At 42.3% G+C, this 16,195-nt stretch carries 13 protein-coding genes, 1 riboswitch and 1 other annotated feature (1 of these 15 running past the window's edge); of the genes, 3 read left to right on the top strand and 10 right to left on the bottom strand.

Features of this window, described 5'->3' with window-relative positions; all coding sequences use genetic code 11:
• Nucleotides 1–65 (top strand) — a sequence feature (16S ribosomal RNA rRNA prediction is too short) (it extends 209 nt beyond the left edge of the window).
• A 387-nt stretch (nt 66–452) separates the two neighbouring features.
• The 4 genes from megL to BMZ58_RS17835 all read right to left on the bottom strand — a co-directional run bounded on the left by megL (nt 453) and on the right by BMZ58_RS17835 (nt 4,690).
• Complete coding sequence (gene megL / locus BMZ58_RS17820) at nt 453–1,640, bottom strand: methionine gamma-lyase (RefSeq protein WP_075037982.1); 1,188 nt, start codon at nt 1,638–1,640, stop codon at nt 453–455.
• Between the two features lie 72 nt (nt 1,641–1,712).
• Nucleotides 1,713–2,906 (bottom strand): MFS transporter, encoded by a 1,194-nt coding sequence (locus BMZ58_RS17825; RefSeq protein WP_075037903.1) that lies wholly within the window; start codon nt 2,904–2,906, stop codon nt 1,713–1,715.
• Entirely contained in the window at nt 2,906–3,334 is a 429-nt protein-coding gene (locus BMZ58_RS17830) for a MarR family winged helix-turn-helix transcriptional regulator (protein WP_075037904.1), read from the bottom strand. Before BMZ58_RS17830 ends, BMZ58_RS17825 begins: the two co-directional genes overlap by 1 nt.
• A 99-nt stretch (nt 3,335–3,433) precedes the next feature.
• A complete protein-coding gene (locus tag BMZ58_RS17835; RefSeq protein WP_075037905.1) occupies nt 3,434–4,690 on the bottom strand; it encodes an EAL and HDOD domain-containing protein in 1,257 nt (418 codons plus the stop codon).
• Between the two features lie 141 nt (nt 4,691–4,831).
• On the opposite strand from BMZ58_RS17835, the gene BMZ58_RS17840 reads away from it, so the two are divergent.
• Complete coding sequence (locus tag BMZ58_RS17840) at nt 4,832–6,421, top strand: FAD-dependent oxidoreductase (protein WP_075037906.1); 1,590 nt, start codon at nt 4,832–4,834, stop codon at nt 6,419–6,421.
• Between the two features lie 169 nt (nt 6,422–6,590).
• The gene (gene rarD, locus BMZ58_RS17845) at nt 6,591–7,496 is read left to right on the top strand and encodes an EamA family transporter RarD (RefSeq protein ID WP_075037907.1); all 906 of its coding nucleotides are present in this window, start codon (nt 6,591–6,593) and stop codon (nt 7,494–7,496) included.
• Between the two features lie 154 nt (nt 7,497–7,650).
• On the opposite strand, the gene BMZ58_RS17850 is transcribed toward rarD, so the two are convergent.
• Together BMZ58_RS17850 and BMZ58_RS17855 are read right to left on the bottom strand one after the other, a co-directional pair.
• The gene (locus tag BMZ58_RS17850; RefSeq protein ID WP_075037908.1) at nt 7,651–8,616 is read right to left on the bottom strand and encodes an NAD(P)/FAD-dependent oxidoreductase; all 966 of its coding nucleotides are present in this window, start codon (nt 8,614–8,616) and stop codon (nt 7,651–7,653) included.
• 112 nt (nt 8,617–8,728) lie between these two features.
• Entirely contained in the window at nt 8,729–11,878 is a 3,150-nt protein-coding gene (locus tag BMZ58_RS17855; protein WP_075037909.1) for an efflux RND transporter permease subunit, read from the bottom strand.
• A gap of 123 nt (nt 11,879–12,001) precedes the next feature.
• Between BMZ58_RS17855 and BMZ58_RS17860 the strand changes: the two genes are divergently transcribed.
• Nucleotides 12,002–12,853 (top strand): TetR/AcrR family transcriptional regulator, encoded by an 852-nt coding sequence (locus tag BMZ58_RS17860; RefSeq protein WP_075037910.1) that lies wholly within the window; start codon nt 12,002–12,004, stop codon nt 12,851–12,853.
• A 41-nt stretch (nt 12,854–12,894) separates the two neighbouring features.
• On the opposite strand, the gene BMZ58_RS17865 is transcribed toward BMZ58_RS17860, so the two are convergent.
• The 4 genes from BMZ58_RS17865 to BMZ58_RS17880 form a co-directional block, all read right to left on the bottom strand.
• The gene (locus BMZ58_RS17865) at nt 12,895–13,350 is read right to left on the bottom strand and encodes a hypothetical protein (RefSeq protein WP_075037911.1); all 456 of its coding nucleotides are present in this window, start codon (nt 13,348–13,350) and stop codon (nt 12,895–12,897) included.
• 36 nt (nt 13,351–13,386) lie between these two features.
• Nucleotides 13,387–14,607: an NAD(P)/FAD-dependent oxidoreductase gene (locus BMZ58_RS17870; protein ID WP_075037983.1), complete on the bottom strand. Its 1,221-nt coding sequence runs from the start codon at nt 14,605–14,607 to the stop codon at nt 13,387–13,389.
• Between the two features lie 227 nt (nt 14,608–14,834).
• Nucleotides 14,835–15,479 carry a YetF domain-containing protein gene (locus BMZ58_RS17875; RefSeq protein WP_075037912.1) on the bottom strand — a complete coding sequence of 215 codons (645 nt, stop codon included), beginning with the start codon at nt 15,477–15,479 and terminating at the stop codon, nt 14,835–14,837.
• A 164-nt stretch (nt 15,480–15,643) separates the two neighbouring features.
• Entirely contained in the window at nt 15,644–15,841 is a 198-nt protein-coding gene (locus BMZ58_RS17880; protein WP_075037913.1) for a DUF2188 domain-containing protein, read from the bottom strand.
• Nucleotides 15,842–15,986: 145 nt separating this feature from the next.
• A riboswitch (SAM riboswitch) is annotated at nt 15,987–16,097 on the top strand.
• Nucleotides 16,098–16,195: the final 98 nt, after the last annotated feature.

Consider the following 16,195-nt stretch of genomic DNA (forward strand, 5'->3'; position numbering starts at 1 on the left):
CGGAAAAAGCTGCTTCATACACATGGTAATTGGAGAAGAATGAGCTCCTAATAAGCTATTCTGCACGCGGAAAGCCTGTTATAGAGCGATTTACGCTTATAACAACAGGATAGTGGAAGACAGCCTGCCTCGGTGAAGTAGTTCGTTACTCACATATATCGAATGGGGTGGCTGGGAAGCTGCGAGACTCCCGTGGGAGAAAGGAGATAGGTGAGAGCCCGTAGGACGAAGTCCGAGGAAGCTCACCACTCCCCCACAGGAAAGCGAGTAGCTTCCCAGCCGCCCTGTCGCTCAACCAGGCAACGAACCCCAAAACATCTCGAAATCAATTCTTCCAGAATACTGCCATTTTGCTTAAGAAGTGTTGGTGGGATAAGGACGAGAGTATAATAAAAAAGCCCAGGTCAACTGAGCTTTTTGTGGACGTAAGTTTTAGACAAGATATCAAATGATCAAATTTGGTTAAGTGCTAATTCCAAGTCATCCCAAAGGTCTTCGACAGACTCGAGCCCTACGGATAAGCGTATGAGAGAATCACCAATCCCCATCTCTTTCCGTTTTTCTTCTGGAACGACTGCATGGGTCATTGTCGCAGGATGTTGAATTAAAGTTTCGGCATCACCTAGACTAACAGCTATTTGTATTAACTTCAGTTGATTCATAAAACGTTGTGCTTCTTCCTTCGATCCATCTAGCTGAAAAGCAAGGACACCCCCACCCGTTTTCATTTGTTTTTGGACAATGGCAGAAGAATCATGATTCTCAAGTCCAGGGTAATATAACTTTTTAACTTTAGGATGATGGCTCAACTTTTCTGCTATCTTATTAGCGTTAGAACTGTGACGGTCCATACGGACATGTAACGTCTTGATACCTCTTAATAACAACCAGGAATCGAACGGTGATAGCACACCACCGATGTCCTTCTGTTGCGACATCGCCAGCTCATCCATGAACTCCTTTCTGCCTACGACCAAACCCGCTATGACATCCCCGTGTCCCCCGATGTATTTGGTGGCGCTATGCAGTACTATATCGCACCCATGCTCTAATGGCCGTTGCAAGTATGGAGTACAAAAAGTATTATCAACTACCACAGGGATGTTGTACTCTTTCGCCACACGTGCGACCATCGAAAGGTCGATGACTTTCATCGTTGGATTAATAGGCGTTTCAATGAAAATGCAACTCGTCTTCGCTGTGATTTTTTTCCGTAGTTCCTCTTCGGTTTCCATGTAACTGAAGTCATGGGAGATGTCATATTTGTCTTCAAACATTCGAAGTAATCCATAAGTACATCCATATAAACCATTGGAACATAAAACGTGGTCCCCCGCTTTAGTTAATGCAATTAAAACCGCTGATACAGCTGCCATACCAGAGGCAAAGGCCAATCCTCGCTCTCCTCGTTCCAGGGTGGAAATTCGATCTTCAAGGACTTTGACAGTTGGGTTTCCAAGCCTTGTGTAAATAAAACCTTCCTCTTCTCCCGCAAATCTCCCCGCCCCTTCTTCTGCGGAAGCGAATGAGAATGTAGAGGTCTGAAAAATGGGTGTAGTCAAACTCCCCTTATATTCTTGCGAGTTGTTTTGATGGGAATGGATCATCGATGTCTCTATTTGTTTCTCTTTTTTCTTCACAATGGACTCCACCTTTCCTTTGTAAGCGCTTCCAGTAAATTTTACCAAAAGAAGGAGGTTTAGTCCTCCTTCTTAACTACTATATTCGATGGTAGGTTTCGTGTTCGATTTCACTTTTCTTCCATGAACCATTATATAAAGTATTATTGCACCGAAAATGATGAAAGAACTGTTGAAATACAATGATGAAAATCCGATTCCTGTCGCTATGGCCCCAACTACGTAAGATCCTACTCCCATACCGATATCAAAAATAGTAAAAAACGTCGCTGTCGCAGCCCCCGCACGTTCGGGAACTTTTTTCAGGGCAATGGTTTGGAAACTTGGCACGAGGGTACCCCAACCCAAGCCGATCAATCCTCCGGATAATAGAAGGATCCACGAAGAATGAGCAAAACTTAACACAAGCATGCCAATTCCGAAGATGACAATGGATGGGAGAACGATCACATTTTCTCCGTATTGATCGAACCACTTTCCCGTGAAAGGCCTTGAGATTAATAGAACCACTGCATAGACGACAAAAAAGTAACTGGCTGCCCCACTCATTCCGAGGTTATTGGCATAAACCGAAACGAAAGAGAGAACCCCTGAATAGGCAAGCGCCATTAGTGCACCAGTCAATGCAATAGGTATAACCGGCTTCTCCAAAAGATTGTGCAGACTCGGCACCAGACTTCTTTGCTGCGAAAGCTCATTTTTCGGCGCGCGTATGGTCAGTCCACCTATGAACGCAATTCCGGCAAATAACAGGCATACAATGAACATGAAGATATACCCCATTGTTTGACTTAATGTCAGTCCTATAAAAGGTCCAATGACCATTGCCAAATTCATAGACATTGCAAAATAACCAAGACCTTCCCCTTTTCGTGAATCTGGGACAACGTCTGCAGCTAATGCTCCAAGCACAGTGGTCCCCATTCCGAATCCAATCCCTTGTATGAAGCGGATGACAAGGATAGGGACAAAGGAATCAAACAGTAAGTATAAAGCAGAACTTAGGAGAAAGATTCCTAAAGCAAGGACCACTATTGGTCTTCTTCCAATAGTCTCGATCCATTGGCCAGTGAAAGGGCGGATAAGAATCGCAGCTAATAAGAAAACTGTAATGATCAGCCCAGCTTCCCCTTCCTCTACACCGATACTCTCAATCGCATAGATAGGCATCGTAACAAACAAGAGGTAGAAGACTAAGAAAACGAAAAAGTTACTTGCACAAACGTTGAGGAAACTCCTTGTCCACAATCGTGGTTTTTTACTCATTACAACCTCCTCCTTTCTTCAGAAACCAATTGGGATAAATTAATTACATCACTTTCAAGCTTTTTTTCCCTATCCTTGCCTAACCTCTCGATTAATCGTGCCTCTGCTTTTTGGATGGATTGCTGCCAATGCGGATACCGTTCTTTTCCACGTGTGGTCAAAGAAATATCATTCGTTCTCTGATCTTCACTTTTATACTTCTGGATATAGCCTAATGTTTCTAATTTAGCAATCACCCGTGACAAAGGAGGTGCTTCTATATTCAAGCGCTCCTTCAACTCTGCTTGAGTAATACAGCCGCCATTTGAAGAAACTTGAAATAAAACAGCCCAATGAGACATGAATATTTCTTCCCCTTCAAGGGCGGTATTCAAATATTGATTTATTTCGCGTGATAATTGTTGGATATGGTGAAACAACAAGCTCATACAATTCCCCTTTCGTTACCTAGGTAATGTTTAACTAAAAAAATTACTCCCCGTTTGGAGAGCAACAAACCCCAATATATCACTGAGATTGATTCTTGTCTAACCTTTCACCTTCACCTTAAAATGATCCTGATAAAGTTTTTCCGTCCAGGCAATTGCTTGGCCATATATTTCAAATACTTCTGTGAATGAGAGATGATCGTTTTTCAAGATAGATTCCAGGCCTTCAAAATCAGCCTTTTCCATCCTTATTGCGAGATCCAATACTTTTCGATATGCATTCTTACATCCCTGCATGCATTGCTTTATCCCTTCATCTAACGGCAGGGATTCGATCACCTCATTTACGGGACGTTGAACCATCACATCCACCAGGGAAAGGAACCCTGTCAAAAAATAACCGTCCGACTTCTCTTTCGCCCGTATTCGAACAGCAATTTGTTCGCACATCTTCGCTCGGACTAAACTCGTTTTTATAACAAGCTGTGATTGCGGCGTTCGTATGGTGGATGTCTGTTCAATAGACAGTACATACAACCATTTTTTTAGACTTTCTGGTCCTAATAGCACGACAGCCTGTTTAATCGATCGGATCGGTACTTTCGTCCGCCTTTGCGAGGAATTGATCAAACGCAGCAACTTGTAAGTGAGCCCGATATCCTGCTCTAACAGCCCCGTCATTTTTTCAATATTGATCTCATCTTCCGAAAGAGACAGTTCCTTGATCATTTGAAAATAGGTAGAAGAAAAAAACGGGATATCCAACCCCTTCACTATAACAGGCTTGCTAAAATAAAAACCTTGAAAAAGAGAAAAGCCCTCCGCTACACAACGCTGATGTTCCTCATTAGTTTCCACTTTTTCAGCTAACAACCTCAAATCGTATTCTTCTGCTAATTGAATAATTTTTTTACGATTTTCATCCGTTACGGAGCGGATATCCACTTTCAATATATGGACATAAGGGAGTAGTTCAAATAATGAAGGCTGATCGATATTAATGATATCATCAAGAGCAATCCTATACCCTTTTTCTTTTAGCTCCCGACAAACCTTGATTATGTCCATACTGAAGGAGACATGTTCAAGAATTTCAACGAAAAGCTGGTCAGGGTTGAAGTATTCAGGCACTTTTTCAAGCAGTAAATCTTCTGTGAAATTGATGAAACAAGGTTTGTTCTCAGATAAGCGATCCAACCCGATGGTAAAGAAGCTATTCATCAATACTTCGGATGTAGCCTGACTTCCATCCATTGGAACAAACCGATTTTCCTCACTGTTCCGATACAACAGTTCATAACCATAGACATCATTTTCCACAGTCAGAATCGGTTGGCGTGCCACAAATACTTCCATAGATGCTCCCCACTTTCACACGGATGTATATACCATAACAATTATACTATAAAGCCTATATATTGTTAATTTCCCATAGGAAATACATGAAATCATACGAGCAGGAGAGACTGAGAGAAAAGAGTCTTCAGGAGGGTACTTATGGAAAAGCATCAGAAATGGACTCAGCCAGAACCTTTATGGCGTGCAAATCAATCATTACCAACATTCAAAGCATTAAAAGAAGATACAGCGACAGAAATTGCTATTGTCGGAGGAGGTATAACCGGGGTTACAACGGCTTATTTATTAGCCAAAGCCGGAAAAAAAGTCACCCTCATTGAATCCGATGTGTTGTTAAACGGAACAACTGGCCACACGACTGCTAAAGTGACAGCACAACATGGACTCATCTACCATGAATTGATAAAGCATTTCGGTGAAGAGGAAGCCTCTCTCTATTATCAAGCTCAGATGAGTGCTTTAGATTCCATCGAGGAATGGATCAATAAATACCAAATCGATTGTGACTGGGTGAAAGAAGATGCTTATCTATTCTCAACGTCACAAAAAGGAGCCCATAAGCTCGAAAAAGAGTATGAAGCTTATCAGGCACTGGGAATACCAGGTGGAACAGACAACTCACTGCCATTCGATATAGAAACGACCAAGTCCTTAAGCATGAAGAACCAAGCTCGTTTTCATCCACTTAAATACTTAACCGCCCTTGTGGAGGAATTCACGAAAATGGGCGGGGAAATTTACGAACATACGAAAGCTATAGACGTAAAGGAAAAAGATCGCATTGAAGTGGAAACGGGGAACGGTTACACGGTCGCTTGCGAAAAGCTGATATCATGCAGTCACTTTCCTTTTTATGATGGAAAAGGACTATATTTCAGCCGTATGTATGCGGATCGCTCTTATGTTATTGCCATTGAGCCTGAAAAGAATGTTCCGGAAGGGATGTACCTATCCATCGATGAACCTAAACGGTCTATTCGAACCGCTGATTATAATGGAACATCACTCCTTTTGATTGGTGGAGAAAGCCACAAAACAGGTCAAGGGGTTGATACTTCTTTTCACTACAATGCTCTTGAAGAATTCGCTGCCGAAACCTTCGGAGTGAAAAAGAAATGGTTCCAGTGGTCTGCTCAAGACTTGACCACACTCGATAAGGTTCCTTATATCGGTCCGATCACCCGCAACAACGAACGTGTCTTTATAGCCACCGGTTTCCGTAAGTGGGGGATGACAAATGGAACACTTGCAGCCAAGCTCATCTCTGCTTATGTGTTAGGGGAAAAGTCCCTATTCCATGACCTATTTAAACCATCCCGCTTCAAGTCGGACCCTAGCATGAAACAATTCATCTCGCAAAACTTCGATGTCGCCACCCATCTGGTTGATGGGAAGCTTGAACTCGTTGCAGATCGACCAAAATCCCTGAAGAGCGGAGAAGGAATGGTTGTTCAATGGAAAGGGGAACGGGCTGGAGCTTATCGAGACGAAGAAGGGAAACTTCACGTCCTTGATACAACTTGTACTCATATGGGGTGTGAAGTGGAATGGAACAGCGGAGATCATACATGGGACTGTCCATGTCACGGTTCCCGCTTCTCCTATGATGGTGCTGTTGTCGAAGGGCCGGCAAAACAGCCTCTAATGAAAATAGCCATAGAAGAAGGTCACGAAGTCCCTCCCCACATAGAGGAAAGTGACCAAAATGACCAGCCGGACACATTATAAGAAAAGCAAGCGCCTCGAAAGACACGGAACGCATAAGTAAAACGAGCATCCTTTCTCCCCTCAAAAAATGCACGACCCATGCGGCGTGCATTTTTTGAGCTTCCCTTCCTAATCGGTGCTATAATAAAGCAGATGAACATATATAACAAAATACGAAAGGGTCCTCACCATGATCGATGAACAGAAAATCGGCATCTTGTACACAGCAGGTGCCTATATATTATGGGGTGTGCTGCCAATTTATTGGAAGCTTATTCAAGAAATCCCCGCCTTTGAAATACTTGCCCACCGTATTATCTGGTCCTTTGTTTTTATGGGCGCAATCGTCTTGTTGGCTAGAAAACATAGAGCCTTCCTTGCTGAATGCCGTAGTATTATGAGAAGTAAAAAGCAGCTGATCGGCATTACACTTGCCTCTCTAACCATCAGCATCAATTGGGTTACATACATACTGGCTGTCAATACGAATCATGTTGTTGAGGCAAGTCTTGGATATTATATCAATCCGCTCGTCAGTATTCTGCTCGGTATGGTCGTTTTGAAAGAGAAGTTTTCCAAAGCCCAATGGGTGGCTTTTTTGCTTGCTGTGCTTGGTGTTCTTTATATGACACTGAACTTTGGCTCCGTTCCATGGCTAGCTTTGTTACTAGCTTTCAGCTTTGGTTCTTATGGACTTTTGAAAAAATTGGTCCCGCTTAATGCGATGTTCGGTTTGACGATTGAAACTCTTATCGTAACCCCTATCGCTCTGATTTTTTTGGTACAACAACAAACCGGGCAATGGTCCTCGGTCGATTGGCTATCCATGACCGCCGTTCTTGTTTTTGGCGCCGGGATTGTCACAGCCATACCACTGTTATTATTTTCCGCGGGGGCGAAAAGGATCCCTTTGTCTATGGTGGGATTCCTTCAATACTTCGCGCCGACGATTATGCTTATCATCGGGGTTTTTCTCTATGATGAGCCTTTCACGAGCGTTCACGCCGTTTCTTTCACTCTCATTTGGGCTGGGCTAGCTCTTTATACCGTCACCCGTGTGAAACGCCTGAAAAAATATGAAGCGAAAGCAAGCTAACCTTCGCTCATTAACAACACTAATGAGACAGGACAGTAGAATACTTAACTCCTGGATATCCTATGGAGAAAGGTGCTTGGGGGAATCGACTCGCTTTCCATCCCCCATTCGCCACCCCAACGTGATTCTTGGAAAACTGTTAAGATAAGAGAAGTTACCAGCTCAGGTAAGCTGCGGCATCTTTGCCTGAGAGATAGGCACTTTCAAACCGTGTACGGCCCGCTTCGTCATTCAGCCGAAGAAAAGCATCCCCTGCTACAACCAAGCAGCCATCTCCGGAGACATCTACATAGGGTTGTCTCATCACTTTTTTCGCCTGAGCGTACTTCCACCGCTTTAATTGTTCAGATTTCATTTGTCCCCAGTCAAGGTAAGGTTCTGTTTTTTCTTTGATCAAGCTCATGACATAGTCTTCCCCATAATGCTTCCTGGACCACTCTGCCTCCATATATATACTGATTATCGTTTCAGAAGAAATTCCCTTTTTCCGGTGATCGACAATTCGTTCCACTCCATCCGGCAAACCACTGTCTACATGTCCGCTTTCTGGTAAGTCTGTCACGCCATCGAAATGATAGATCCCTACGTATGTCGGCGCAAATAGTATACTCTTCAGTTGTTTGATTTCCTCTTTTTCCACATCCACATGGCTATTTTTCAAAAGTTCCACCACTTGTGGAGCTGGCATTGTCAACAGCACTTTATCTGACTGCCATTCCGATCCATCTTCGCCATAAACACGGTACCCCCCCTCATTCTCGAGCAGCTTGACTACCTTTGTATGTAGTGAGGTAGGCAGGTCTGATGCAAGATGCCCGGCTAATCCATTCATACCTTGCACCGCTGTGTAACGGGCATACTTCTCTCCGAACCACTTCTTAATCCAACCTTTGTGAAGCCAACCTTGCACCTCTTCTTCCAGTTCCTCTGTTCTTACAGTGAAAAACTGTGCTCCATGATCCGCAAGGCCACCCGATACCGACCGTGTGGCTAAACGTCCGCCAACACAATTCCCTTTATCTGTCACAACAAAATTCGTCCGTCCTTGCTTCCTCAAGCGTCTTGCAGCCGTAATCCCCGCCAGCCCAGCACCGACAATCGTTATTTCAAAATGCTCCATTCCGACACCTCCACAATTCTTTATATGGTTATTCCCTGACAATATAGAAAGAACACCCTCAACGAACGTGAGGATGTTCTTATTTTATCAAACTCTATTCTATTGTTTGCATTTATTTCTTTTTACGGAACTTCATCAATGTTTCATAGGCGAGCGGCACAATTAAGAGAGTCAGTAACGTTGAACTTGCTAGACCACCAATAACGGTAACCCCTAGTCCTTTACTGATAATTGATCCACCTTCAAAACCTAAAGCCAGTGGCAGCAAGGCTCCAATTGTAGCCAGGGCCGTCATCAGGATTGGTCGTAATCGTGTCATACCTGCATCTAGTAAGGCCTCTCTTGTTGAGTGCCCTTCTTTTTCTTTATAAATAACACGGTCGATGAGTACGATGGCATTTGTAACAACAATACCAATCAGCATCAAAGCCCCGATCATTGCTGATATACTAAGCGTTTCTCCGCTGATGAGCAAGCCTAAAACAGCTCCGATGATTGTAAATGGTAGCGAGAATAGAATCGCGAGTGGTGCTAATCCTCCGCCAAAGAAAACGACGAGAATCAAGTAAACGATCGCAATGGCAGCAAGCATGGCTATGCCTAATTGAGAGAAGGATTCAGATATATCCTCTGCTACACCACCCTGTGTGATATCCACACCAGACGGCGTATCAATATCCTGTACTGTCTCGTTTACTCGCTGAGAAACAGCCCCGACATCATCTACTGTTATCTCTGCACTTACGCTTGCATATACGCGCCCGTCTCTACGAGTAATCGTATCCGCTGTTGTTCCTTCCTCTACTTCCACAAGCTCACTGATCGCTACGGTTTGGCCAGTTGGGGAAGTCACTTCTTTTCCTGTCAAATCATCAATGCCGGAAATGTCTTCTTCCTCTACTTCCAGATACACATTCATTTCATTTCCATCACGTTCGATTGTTGTAATCACAGGTTGTTCACGGTTTTGCCCAAGCTCCATACCAATTTGAGCAGCCGTCAGTCCAAGTTCACTCAAACGTTCATGATCTGCCACTAGTGTATATTCTTCATAGGATTCAGAGAGACTGGAATCTACGTTTCTCAGATCTCCTTCTTCAGAAAGCAAGGCTTCTACTTTTTCTACGACAGGCTTAATTTCCTCCGTATTATCGCCATACACGCGCATTTCAAGTCCACTGCTTGAACCAGTACCGGAGAAGTCCTGACTTGCCCATTCTCCTCGTTCGGTTTGTTCATTCAGACCATCAATGACTCTTTGTGTTTCTTCGGAGAACTCTTCAGTATCATCGGCATATTCCACATAAAACATCGCCTGATTGGATGCACCAGGACTCATCGGATTCTCCCCACCGATGGAATACTGGATGTTTTCTGTCCCTTCACGACCTACGAAGAATTCCTGTGCGTTTTCAGCGATACTTTGTACGTCTTCTTTTGTCTGTCCTGGTTCAGGATTGTAAGTTGCCATCACCATTTTTTGCTCTTGATCTGGTAAGAAGCTTGTTCCGACCAATGGTAGAAGTGCAACACTTCCGACCAGGACTAAAACAGCCACGATACTTGAAATGATTTTATGATTCAGTGTGCTGTTGAGTAATTTCTTATACCAAAGTGCCAATTTGCCAGCGCTCTCTTCATGTGGTTGTTCTTTGACTTTAGATTTTTTCAAAAGAGAATGAGACAACATCGGGACAATCGTTATGGCTACTACTAGAGAAGCAAGCAACGCAAAAACAACTGTCAGGGCGAATGGTAAGAAGATTTGTCCTACTGTTCCCTCCACAAGACCTAGCGGTAGAAAGACAGCAATGGTAACTAAGGTTGAGGAAAGAATCGGCATGAACATTTCTTTTGTTGATTCCCGAATGAGTTCTTTTCCTTTAAGTTTTTCATCAGATAAGGACATCCGCCTGTATATATTTTCAACAACAACAATGGAGTCGTCGACCACTCGTCCGATCGCTACAGTCATCGCCCCTAAGGTCATAATATTTAAGGTGATATCCATCCAGTTCAAGAATAGAATCGCAATCAATAATGATAATGGAATAGATATAACAGATATTAGTGTTGTTTTAATGTTTCGTAAGAAGAGTAAAATAACAAGGACAGCGAAAATACCACCAAACAAAGCTTTATTCAGCATCGTGCTGACTGATTCTTCAATCGGCTCCCCCTGATCAAAGGAATAGATGAATTCAACTCCATCCAGCTCTTCCTTGAATGAAGCTGTTTCTTCTTTGACACGATTGACTACATCTACTGTATTCGCTTCTTGGGACTTAACAATTTGCAAGGAAATAGAATCTTCCCCATTTGTCCTGGAAATCGACTCTGCTTCCCCTACTACTTCTATATCAGCAATTTCACCTAACTGGACCGTAGGGATACCATCCAATTGTGCCGGCATATCAGCTGCTTGTCCTTCCTGTTGTGGAGATTCAGCACCTTGTGGTAATCCCTCTGATCCTTGGGATGGCATCTGCTCGGTTCCTTGACTTCCACCGGATGCGCTAGGAACAGCTGGAATTTGTAATTCTCTTAGCTCCTCTACACTTGTAAGGTTTCCATCTAGAACGACAGACTTTTGAGTATCGTTAAATGTATATAAACCTAGAGGGAAAGAAACATCAGACCCTTGAATCAAGCTAGTAATCGTTTCTCCATCAAGGCCTCTTTCATCAAGCGCTTCTTCATTAAGATCGATACGAACTTCCTCGAGCTGTTGGCCAGACACTTGAACATCTGCAACACCCTCTAGCCCCTCTAGCGCTGGAACAATATTTTCTTCAACATTTTTCGTCAATTGCTCTAAAGATCCTTCTCCATTGATCGCACTTAAGCTGACCACTGGAAATGCATTGAAGTTCAGCCTTGAGACAGAAGGTTCTTGAGCGTCTTCTGGTAAGGTAACTTCGCTAACCGCATCTTGCAATTCATCCTCTGCTTCATCTAAACTTTTATCAAAGCTATATTCCAGTTGTATGGATGAAGCATTTTGGTAGGAAGAGGAACTAACGGTTTTCACTCCACTTAAGTTACTTACCTGTTGTTCAATGGGCTCTGATATTTGATCAGCCACTTCTTCCGGAGTCGCCCCTGGATATGTCGTCGTTACCGTAATTATCGGTGGCTCTATATCAGGGATGGTTTCTAATTTCATATTCAACCCTGCATATAAACCCGCAGCGGTAATCAGGATTGTCATTAACCATATAGCAAATTTGTTATTCATCGAAAAATCGATAATTCTCTTCATTTTTATTCTCCCCTTAATTGACCAGTTAGTCACAACCATATACAATATAAATGACCGGGTGGTCAAAGGTCAAGGGGTAAACATGAAATGCTCGATGTTTCCGAGCATTGAAGGAGCGAAAACATGGAACAAAAATCTATTTATATCATAGAGCAGTCAATCAAACTTTTTGCCCAAAAGGGATTCAGTTCGACCTCTGTTCAAGAAATAGCCAACGCCTGCGGAATGTCAAAAGGGGCCTTTTATCTTCACTTCAAATCAAAGGATGCCCTCTTATTACAAATATTCAATTATTATTACCAACGGATTCAAGTGAGGATGGAAGATATTCAAAACCTGGATGTTGATGAACGGACAAAGTTTACCAAACAACTCCAAGTCACATTTGAGGAGATTGCCGACCATAGAGAGTTTATTATTATGCAAATCAGAGAACAAGCCATCCCTTTCAATGAGAATATCGAAGAATTCCTCACACAAATGCGAATCAATTCTTACTTGTTTTACAAAAAGCATTTAGAGAGCATATACAAAGAGAGGATTCAGTCATCTATTTGGGAAGTGAGTTTGATGCTTCAGGGGATATTCAAAGGATATATGGATTTAGTCATCATTGAAGGGGCAAACCTTGATTTTGAAGCATTATCTGAAGCTATGGTGAAACGGGCGGATTATATCGTTGACGGTTTTATCAACCATAATGACCAACCAGTCATAGATGAGAAGATCATGAAACAAACAATCCCCCAAGTCTTTCAAAGTGATGAGAAAGAGAGTATTGTAGAGGAACTTGATGAATTAGCCATCAGAGAAGAACAGCAAGATGTTAAGGACACGATCCACGTACTAATAGAAGAAATAAATAGGGAAACACCAAGACCAGCGATTATAAAAGCCCTACTTTCAAACCTTCAAACAGATTCTCGCTTTGGTAAATTGGTCAAACACATTCAAAGTTATTATCGATTGACGTAAATATAGTCAGAGCCATTCAAGGCTCTGACTTTTAAAATGATTCATACTTTCTCTACTTCTATTACTTCATCTAATACAGGGTAAACAGCTTCTACCCCTTCTTCTGCAACTAGACACGCCACACCAAGCGGCGTCTCCCAAAATGAATCAGGGATATATGGATTTTTCAACCCCGCCGGTTGGTAGAGAGAGCGATAGATACGATTCAAGTGTTGTCGTGTTTCTTCAGGATCTCTCTCCCTTTCCCCGCGCGCGATCAAAAAGACGTAACGCATCGACTGAAATAAATTATCTCCGGGCATAAATGTATATTCTTTAAAGAATTTCAGTTGTTCCTCTGCTTTTTCTTTCAACCCTGATTTGACAGCGAGATCATCCAAATGTTCCAGTAGATGGCGATACACTTGTTGAAAGACCCTCCGTTTTTCGTCTTGCATGACGCGATCTGTATAAATCTCTTGTAATTTCTCATATGCGGTTGTTTTAGTCCATTCCATCTCTATCACCTCCCTAATATATTTCGACCTTTTTCTTTATGATTCCTTTTTATAACCGAAGTGTTCCGCTTCCATTTTTAACGATTGATAGAAGAGCGGAAAGTCTTCTGTATCTTTTTTGATATGTCCAGATAACTTCGGGACAAGTTTATTCCATACCATCGGATTTGCAGCGATAGATTGAAATAAAGCTACTTCGTTTTCTGTCCATTTTTTCAAGCTCTGAATATAGTCGAGAGTCATTTGGAATCCTGGCAGAAGCTGCTCATCCCGCTTTCTGGCGTACTCGGACATTGCTTCAGACCAAGGTGTACCGTTATCTATCTGTTTCAACGCATCTGCAAAAAGAAAAGATTGCAGGAAAGCATCATTAATCCCAAGACCCGTGCTGGGATCTTTACTGTGCCCGGCATCTCCAAGAAGTGCCCACCCATGGTCATACGCTTCCCGAAAAAAATTAGGCATCCCCGGTGTTCCGATGATTTTCCCTAGTAAGCGTGATTCTTTCATACGCTCGGCCATGCCATATAATTGATCAAACGTTTGTTTAAATGAGAGTTCCGGCTGATGCATCATTGTACGAAATTCGTCTGGATGGATTTCCATCCCTAAACAATCCCGTCCAGGTTCCATGGGAAAAACAAAGCCGATTCTCCCTTCATGTAGGAAGATTTCCGTTGTTGGTTCCCGTAATGGCTCCACTCCTTCAAAATATCCATAAATGACAGGACGAAGGGGCTCGGTCTGCTTATACATTTTCGCTCCTGCCCAATGAGCAATATTGGAATTTTTGCCGTCTGCCCCGACCACTAAGCCAGCATGGATTTCTTCCTCTCCCCCATTTTCTTCCACGCGAATTCCTGTAACCTTGTTTCCATTCCAAAGTAATGCCCGTGCAGAAGTTTTTGGTTTAAAGGTGACCGTTGGAAACTCCAAAGCTTTTTCAATCAAAACAGAATCCAGCTGGTCACGTTTTGGAATAATGGTATAGGAAGTTCTAGGTCCCTCTATGAAACTGCTTCCTATATATGTACGCATTCTTGTTACTTTTCTTAAACCCGACTCTTCCAACTGCTCCAGCACACCCAACTTTTTTAGAAATCCAGTATGGGACATGAAATGGGTAGATAATGTATCGCTCGGGAATTTGGCCTTGTCCAGTAGCAACACCTTCTTCCCCATCTGGCCTAACAGTATCGCTAAACTGGATCCAGCTACCCTGGCCCCGACAATTACAACATCATATTTTCCACTCATCACTGCATGCACCCTCACGTTTCCTTTCCCTCCATCTTAACGGCAGCCTCCCAAAAACACTACCCATAACCACCATCCCTCCACTAGGAAAGTAAGCAAAAACTCCACTTACACAGTGGAGTCTAATAAGCAGATAAATAATTTATGAAGGAATCCTTGTCAGTTAAACCTTCCTAGTGTCACATGTCGTTTCTATTATCGATATATAACGAACCGTCCTTCTGAACCTAGGCATAGAATACATCTGAAATTGAAGTTATTCCAGCAGATTCCAGCTGTTGATTCAACCACTGTTCATTTAAATTTAATTTTTCCAAGTTCGCTTTATCAATCTGGCCATCCGAAACGACGAGGGTGGATGTTGGAAAAACATTTGTATGTTGTTGTTGTATGTTTAAATCACTTCTAGTAACGGTTTGTTGGATCTCTTTTTTCATCACAGATAATTTACCATCTGTTTCAAATATGGCATAGTCTACATCTGCAATAGAGAAAACATTTTTTTCTCTAAGTTTTGCATTTAATGCATCTATATCTAAACGGACTTTTCGGAGTTCATCCTCCATTACCTTTCCTTTTTTGATAACTATCCTAGGTTCGCCTTCTATGACTTTACGAATCGCTTTGGACTTGATATCAATAATTCCAAGAGCGATGGTAAATGTACTCCAAGCAATTAACGCTAATACTCCGTTACGTATAGATAAGGTGGAATCTATTGCTAAGAATGCGCCAATGGTTCCGATGGCGATTCCTGAAACAAAATTAAAAAAGGTCATTTGAGATATCTCTTTTCTACCCATTAATCTTGTTAATGCTAACAAAGTAATAAAAGCGATGACTAGTCTAATTATCAATTCAGCAATAGACATATAATTGAAACTCCTTTTGATTTTATTTTCTATACAATTAGAGTCCCAACTTTTAATAATAATATGTAACATTCAGGATATCATTCAACAGCTTCAAACTAACAGACTTCCGCCACCTTAGAGATTTCAGCAAATAAAAAACTCCCACTGAGGGGAGTTTTTTATTAATACGTTCGCTCTTCTTCTATTTCATGATTTTGATCTAAAATCTGCAACTTGCTTGGCTTATTTTCCTTAGCAATTTCTTCCGCTTTTGCTACCGCCGTATCTCGCTCATCATAAAGGTCTGTCGGAGCGACATCTTCAATCTTTACAAACCATCCTGTTACATCTTTATTAGGTACTACACTATATTGTTTCATGAACTTCACTCCTATCTCATAGACTTAATTATCCATTCCCATCATAAGGGAGGTTCAAACGTCCAGTCAGCATTGAAATTGTTTGACAATTCCGAGGTGGGCGTTTATAATTTCAAACAAGTCAGAATAATTGAATACAAAACAACTCTTATCGAGAGCGGCAGAGGGACTAGGCCCTACGACGCCCGGCAACCTTCAAGGAAAGACCTTGAAAAGGTGCTACATCCTACAGATCACGTGATCTGAAAGATAAGGGGAGGTATAAGATACATAAAGCCCTCTTCTTACTTACAGAAGAGGGCTTTTCCTTTTCCTCGTAAAATAACTCAGGGATGACCTAGAAAAAACTAGAGG

Origin of the sequence: Halobacillus dabanensis (assembly GCF_900114165.1) — a bacterium.
In the GTDB taxonomy this organism is placed as follows: Bacteria; Bacillota; Bacilli; order Bacillales; family Halobacillaceae; genus Halobacillus; species Halobacillus dabanensis.

Excerpts from the sequence above, each read along its gene's own strand:
- rarD (WP_075037907.1), top strand. The coding sequence starts at position 6,591 with ATGATCGATGAACAGAAAATCGGCATCTTGTACACAGCAGGTGCCTAT.
- BMZ58_RS17835 (WP_075037905.1), bottom strand. The coding sequence starts at position 4,690 with ATGGAAGTATTTGTGGCACGCCAACCGATTCTGACTGTGGAAAATGAT.
- BMZ58_RS17880 (WP_075037913.1), bottom strand. The coding sequence starts at position 15,841 with ATGAAACAATATAGTGTAGTACCTAATAAAGATGTAACAGGATGGTTT.
- BMZ58_RS17860 (WP_075037910.1), top strand. The coding sequence starts at position 12,002 with ATGGAACAAAAATCTATTTATATCATAGAGCAGTCAATCAAACTTTTT.
- BMZ58_RS17830 (WP_075037904.1), bottom strand. The coding sequence starts at position 3,334 with ATGAGCTTGTTGTTTCACCATATCCAACAATTATCACGCGAAATAAAT.
- BMZ58_RS17840 (WP_075037906.1), top strand. The coding sequence starts at position 4,832 with ATGGAAAAGCATCAGAAATGGACTCAGCCAGAACCTTTATGGCGTGCA.
- BMZ58_RS17850 (WP_075037908.1), bottom strand. The coding sequence starts at position 8,616 with ATGGAGCATTTTGAAATAACGATTGTCGGTGCTGGGCTGGCGGGGATT.
- BMZ58_RS17875 (WP_075037912.1), bottom strand. The coding sequence starts at position 15,479 with ATGTCTATTGCTGAATTGATAATTAGACTAGTCATCGCTTTTATTACT.
- BMZ58_RS17865 (WP_075037911.1), bottom strand. The coding sequence starts at position 13,350 with ATGGAATGGACTAAAACAACCGCATATGAGAAATTACAAGAGATTTAT.
- BMZ58_RS17825 (WP_075037903.1), bottom strand. The coding sequence starts at position 2,906 with ATGAGTAAAAAACCACGATTGTGGACAAGGAGTTTCCTCAACGTTTGT.
- BMZ58_RS17870 (WP_075037983.1), bottom strand. The coding sequence starts at position 14,607 with ATGAGTGGAAAATATGATGTTGTAATTGTCGGGGCCAGGGTAGCTGGA.
- BMZ58_RS17855 (WP_075037909.1), bottom strand. The coding sequence starts at position 11,878 with ATGAAGAGAATTATCGATTTTTCGATGAATAACAAATTTGCTATATGG.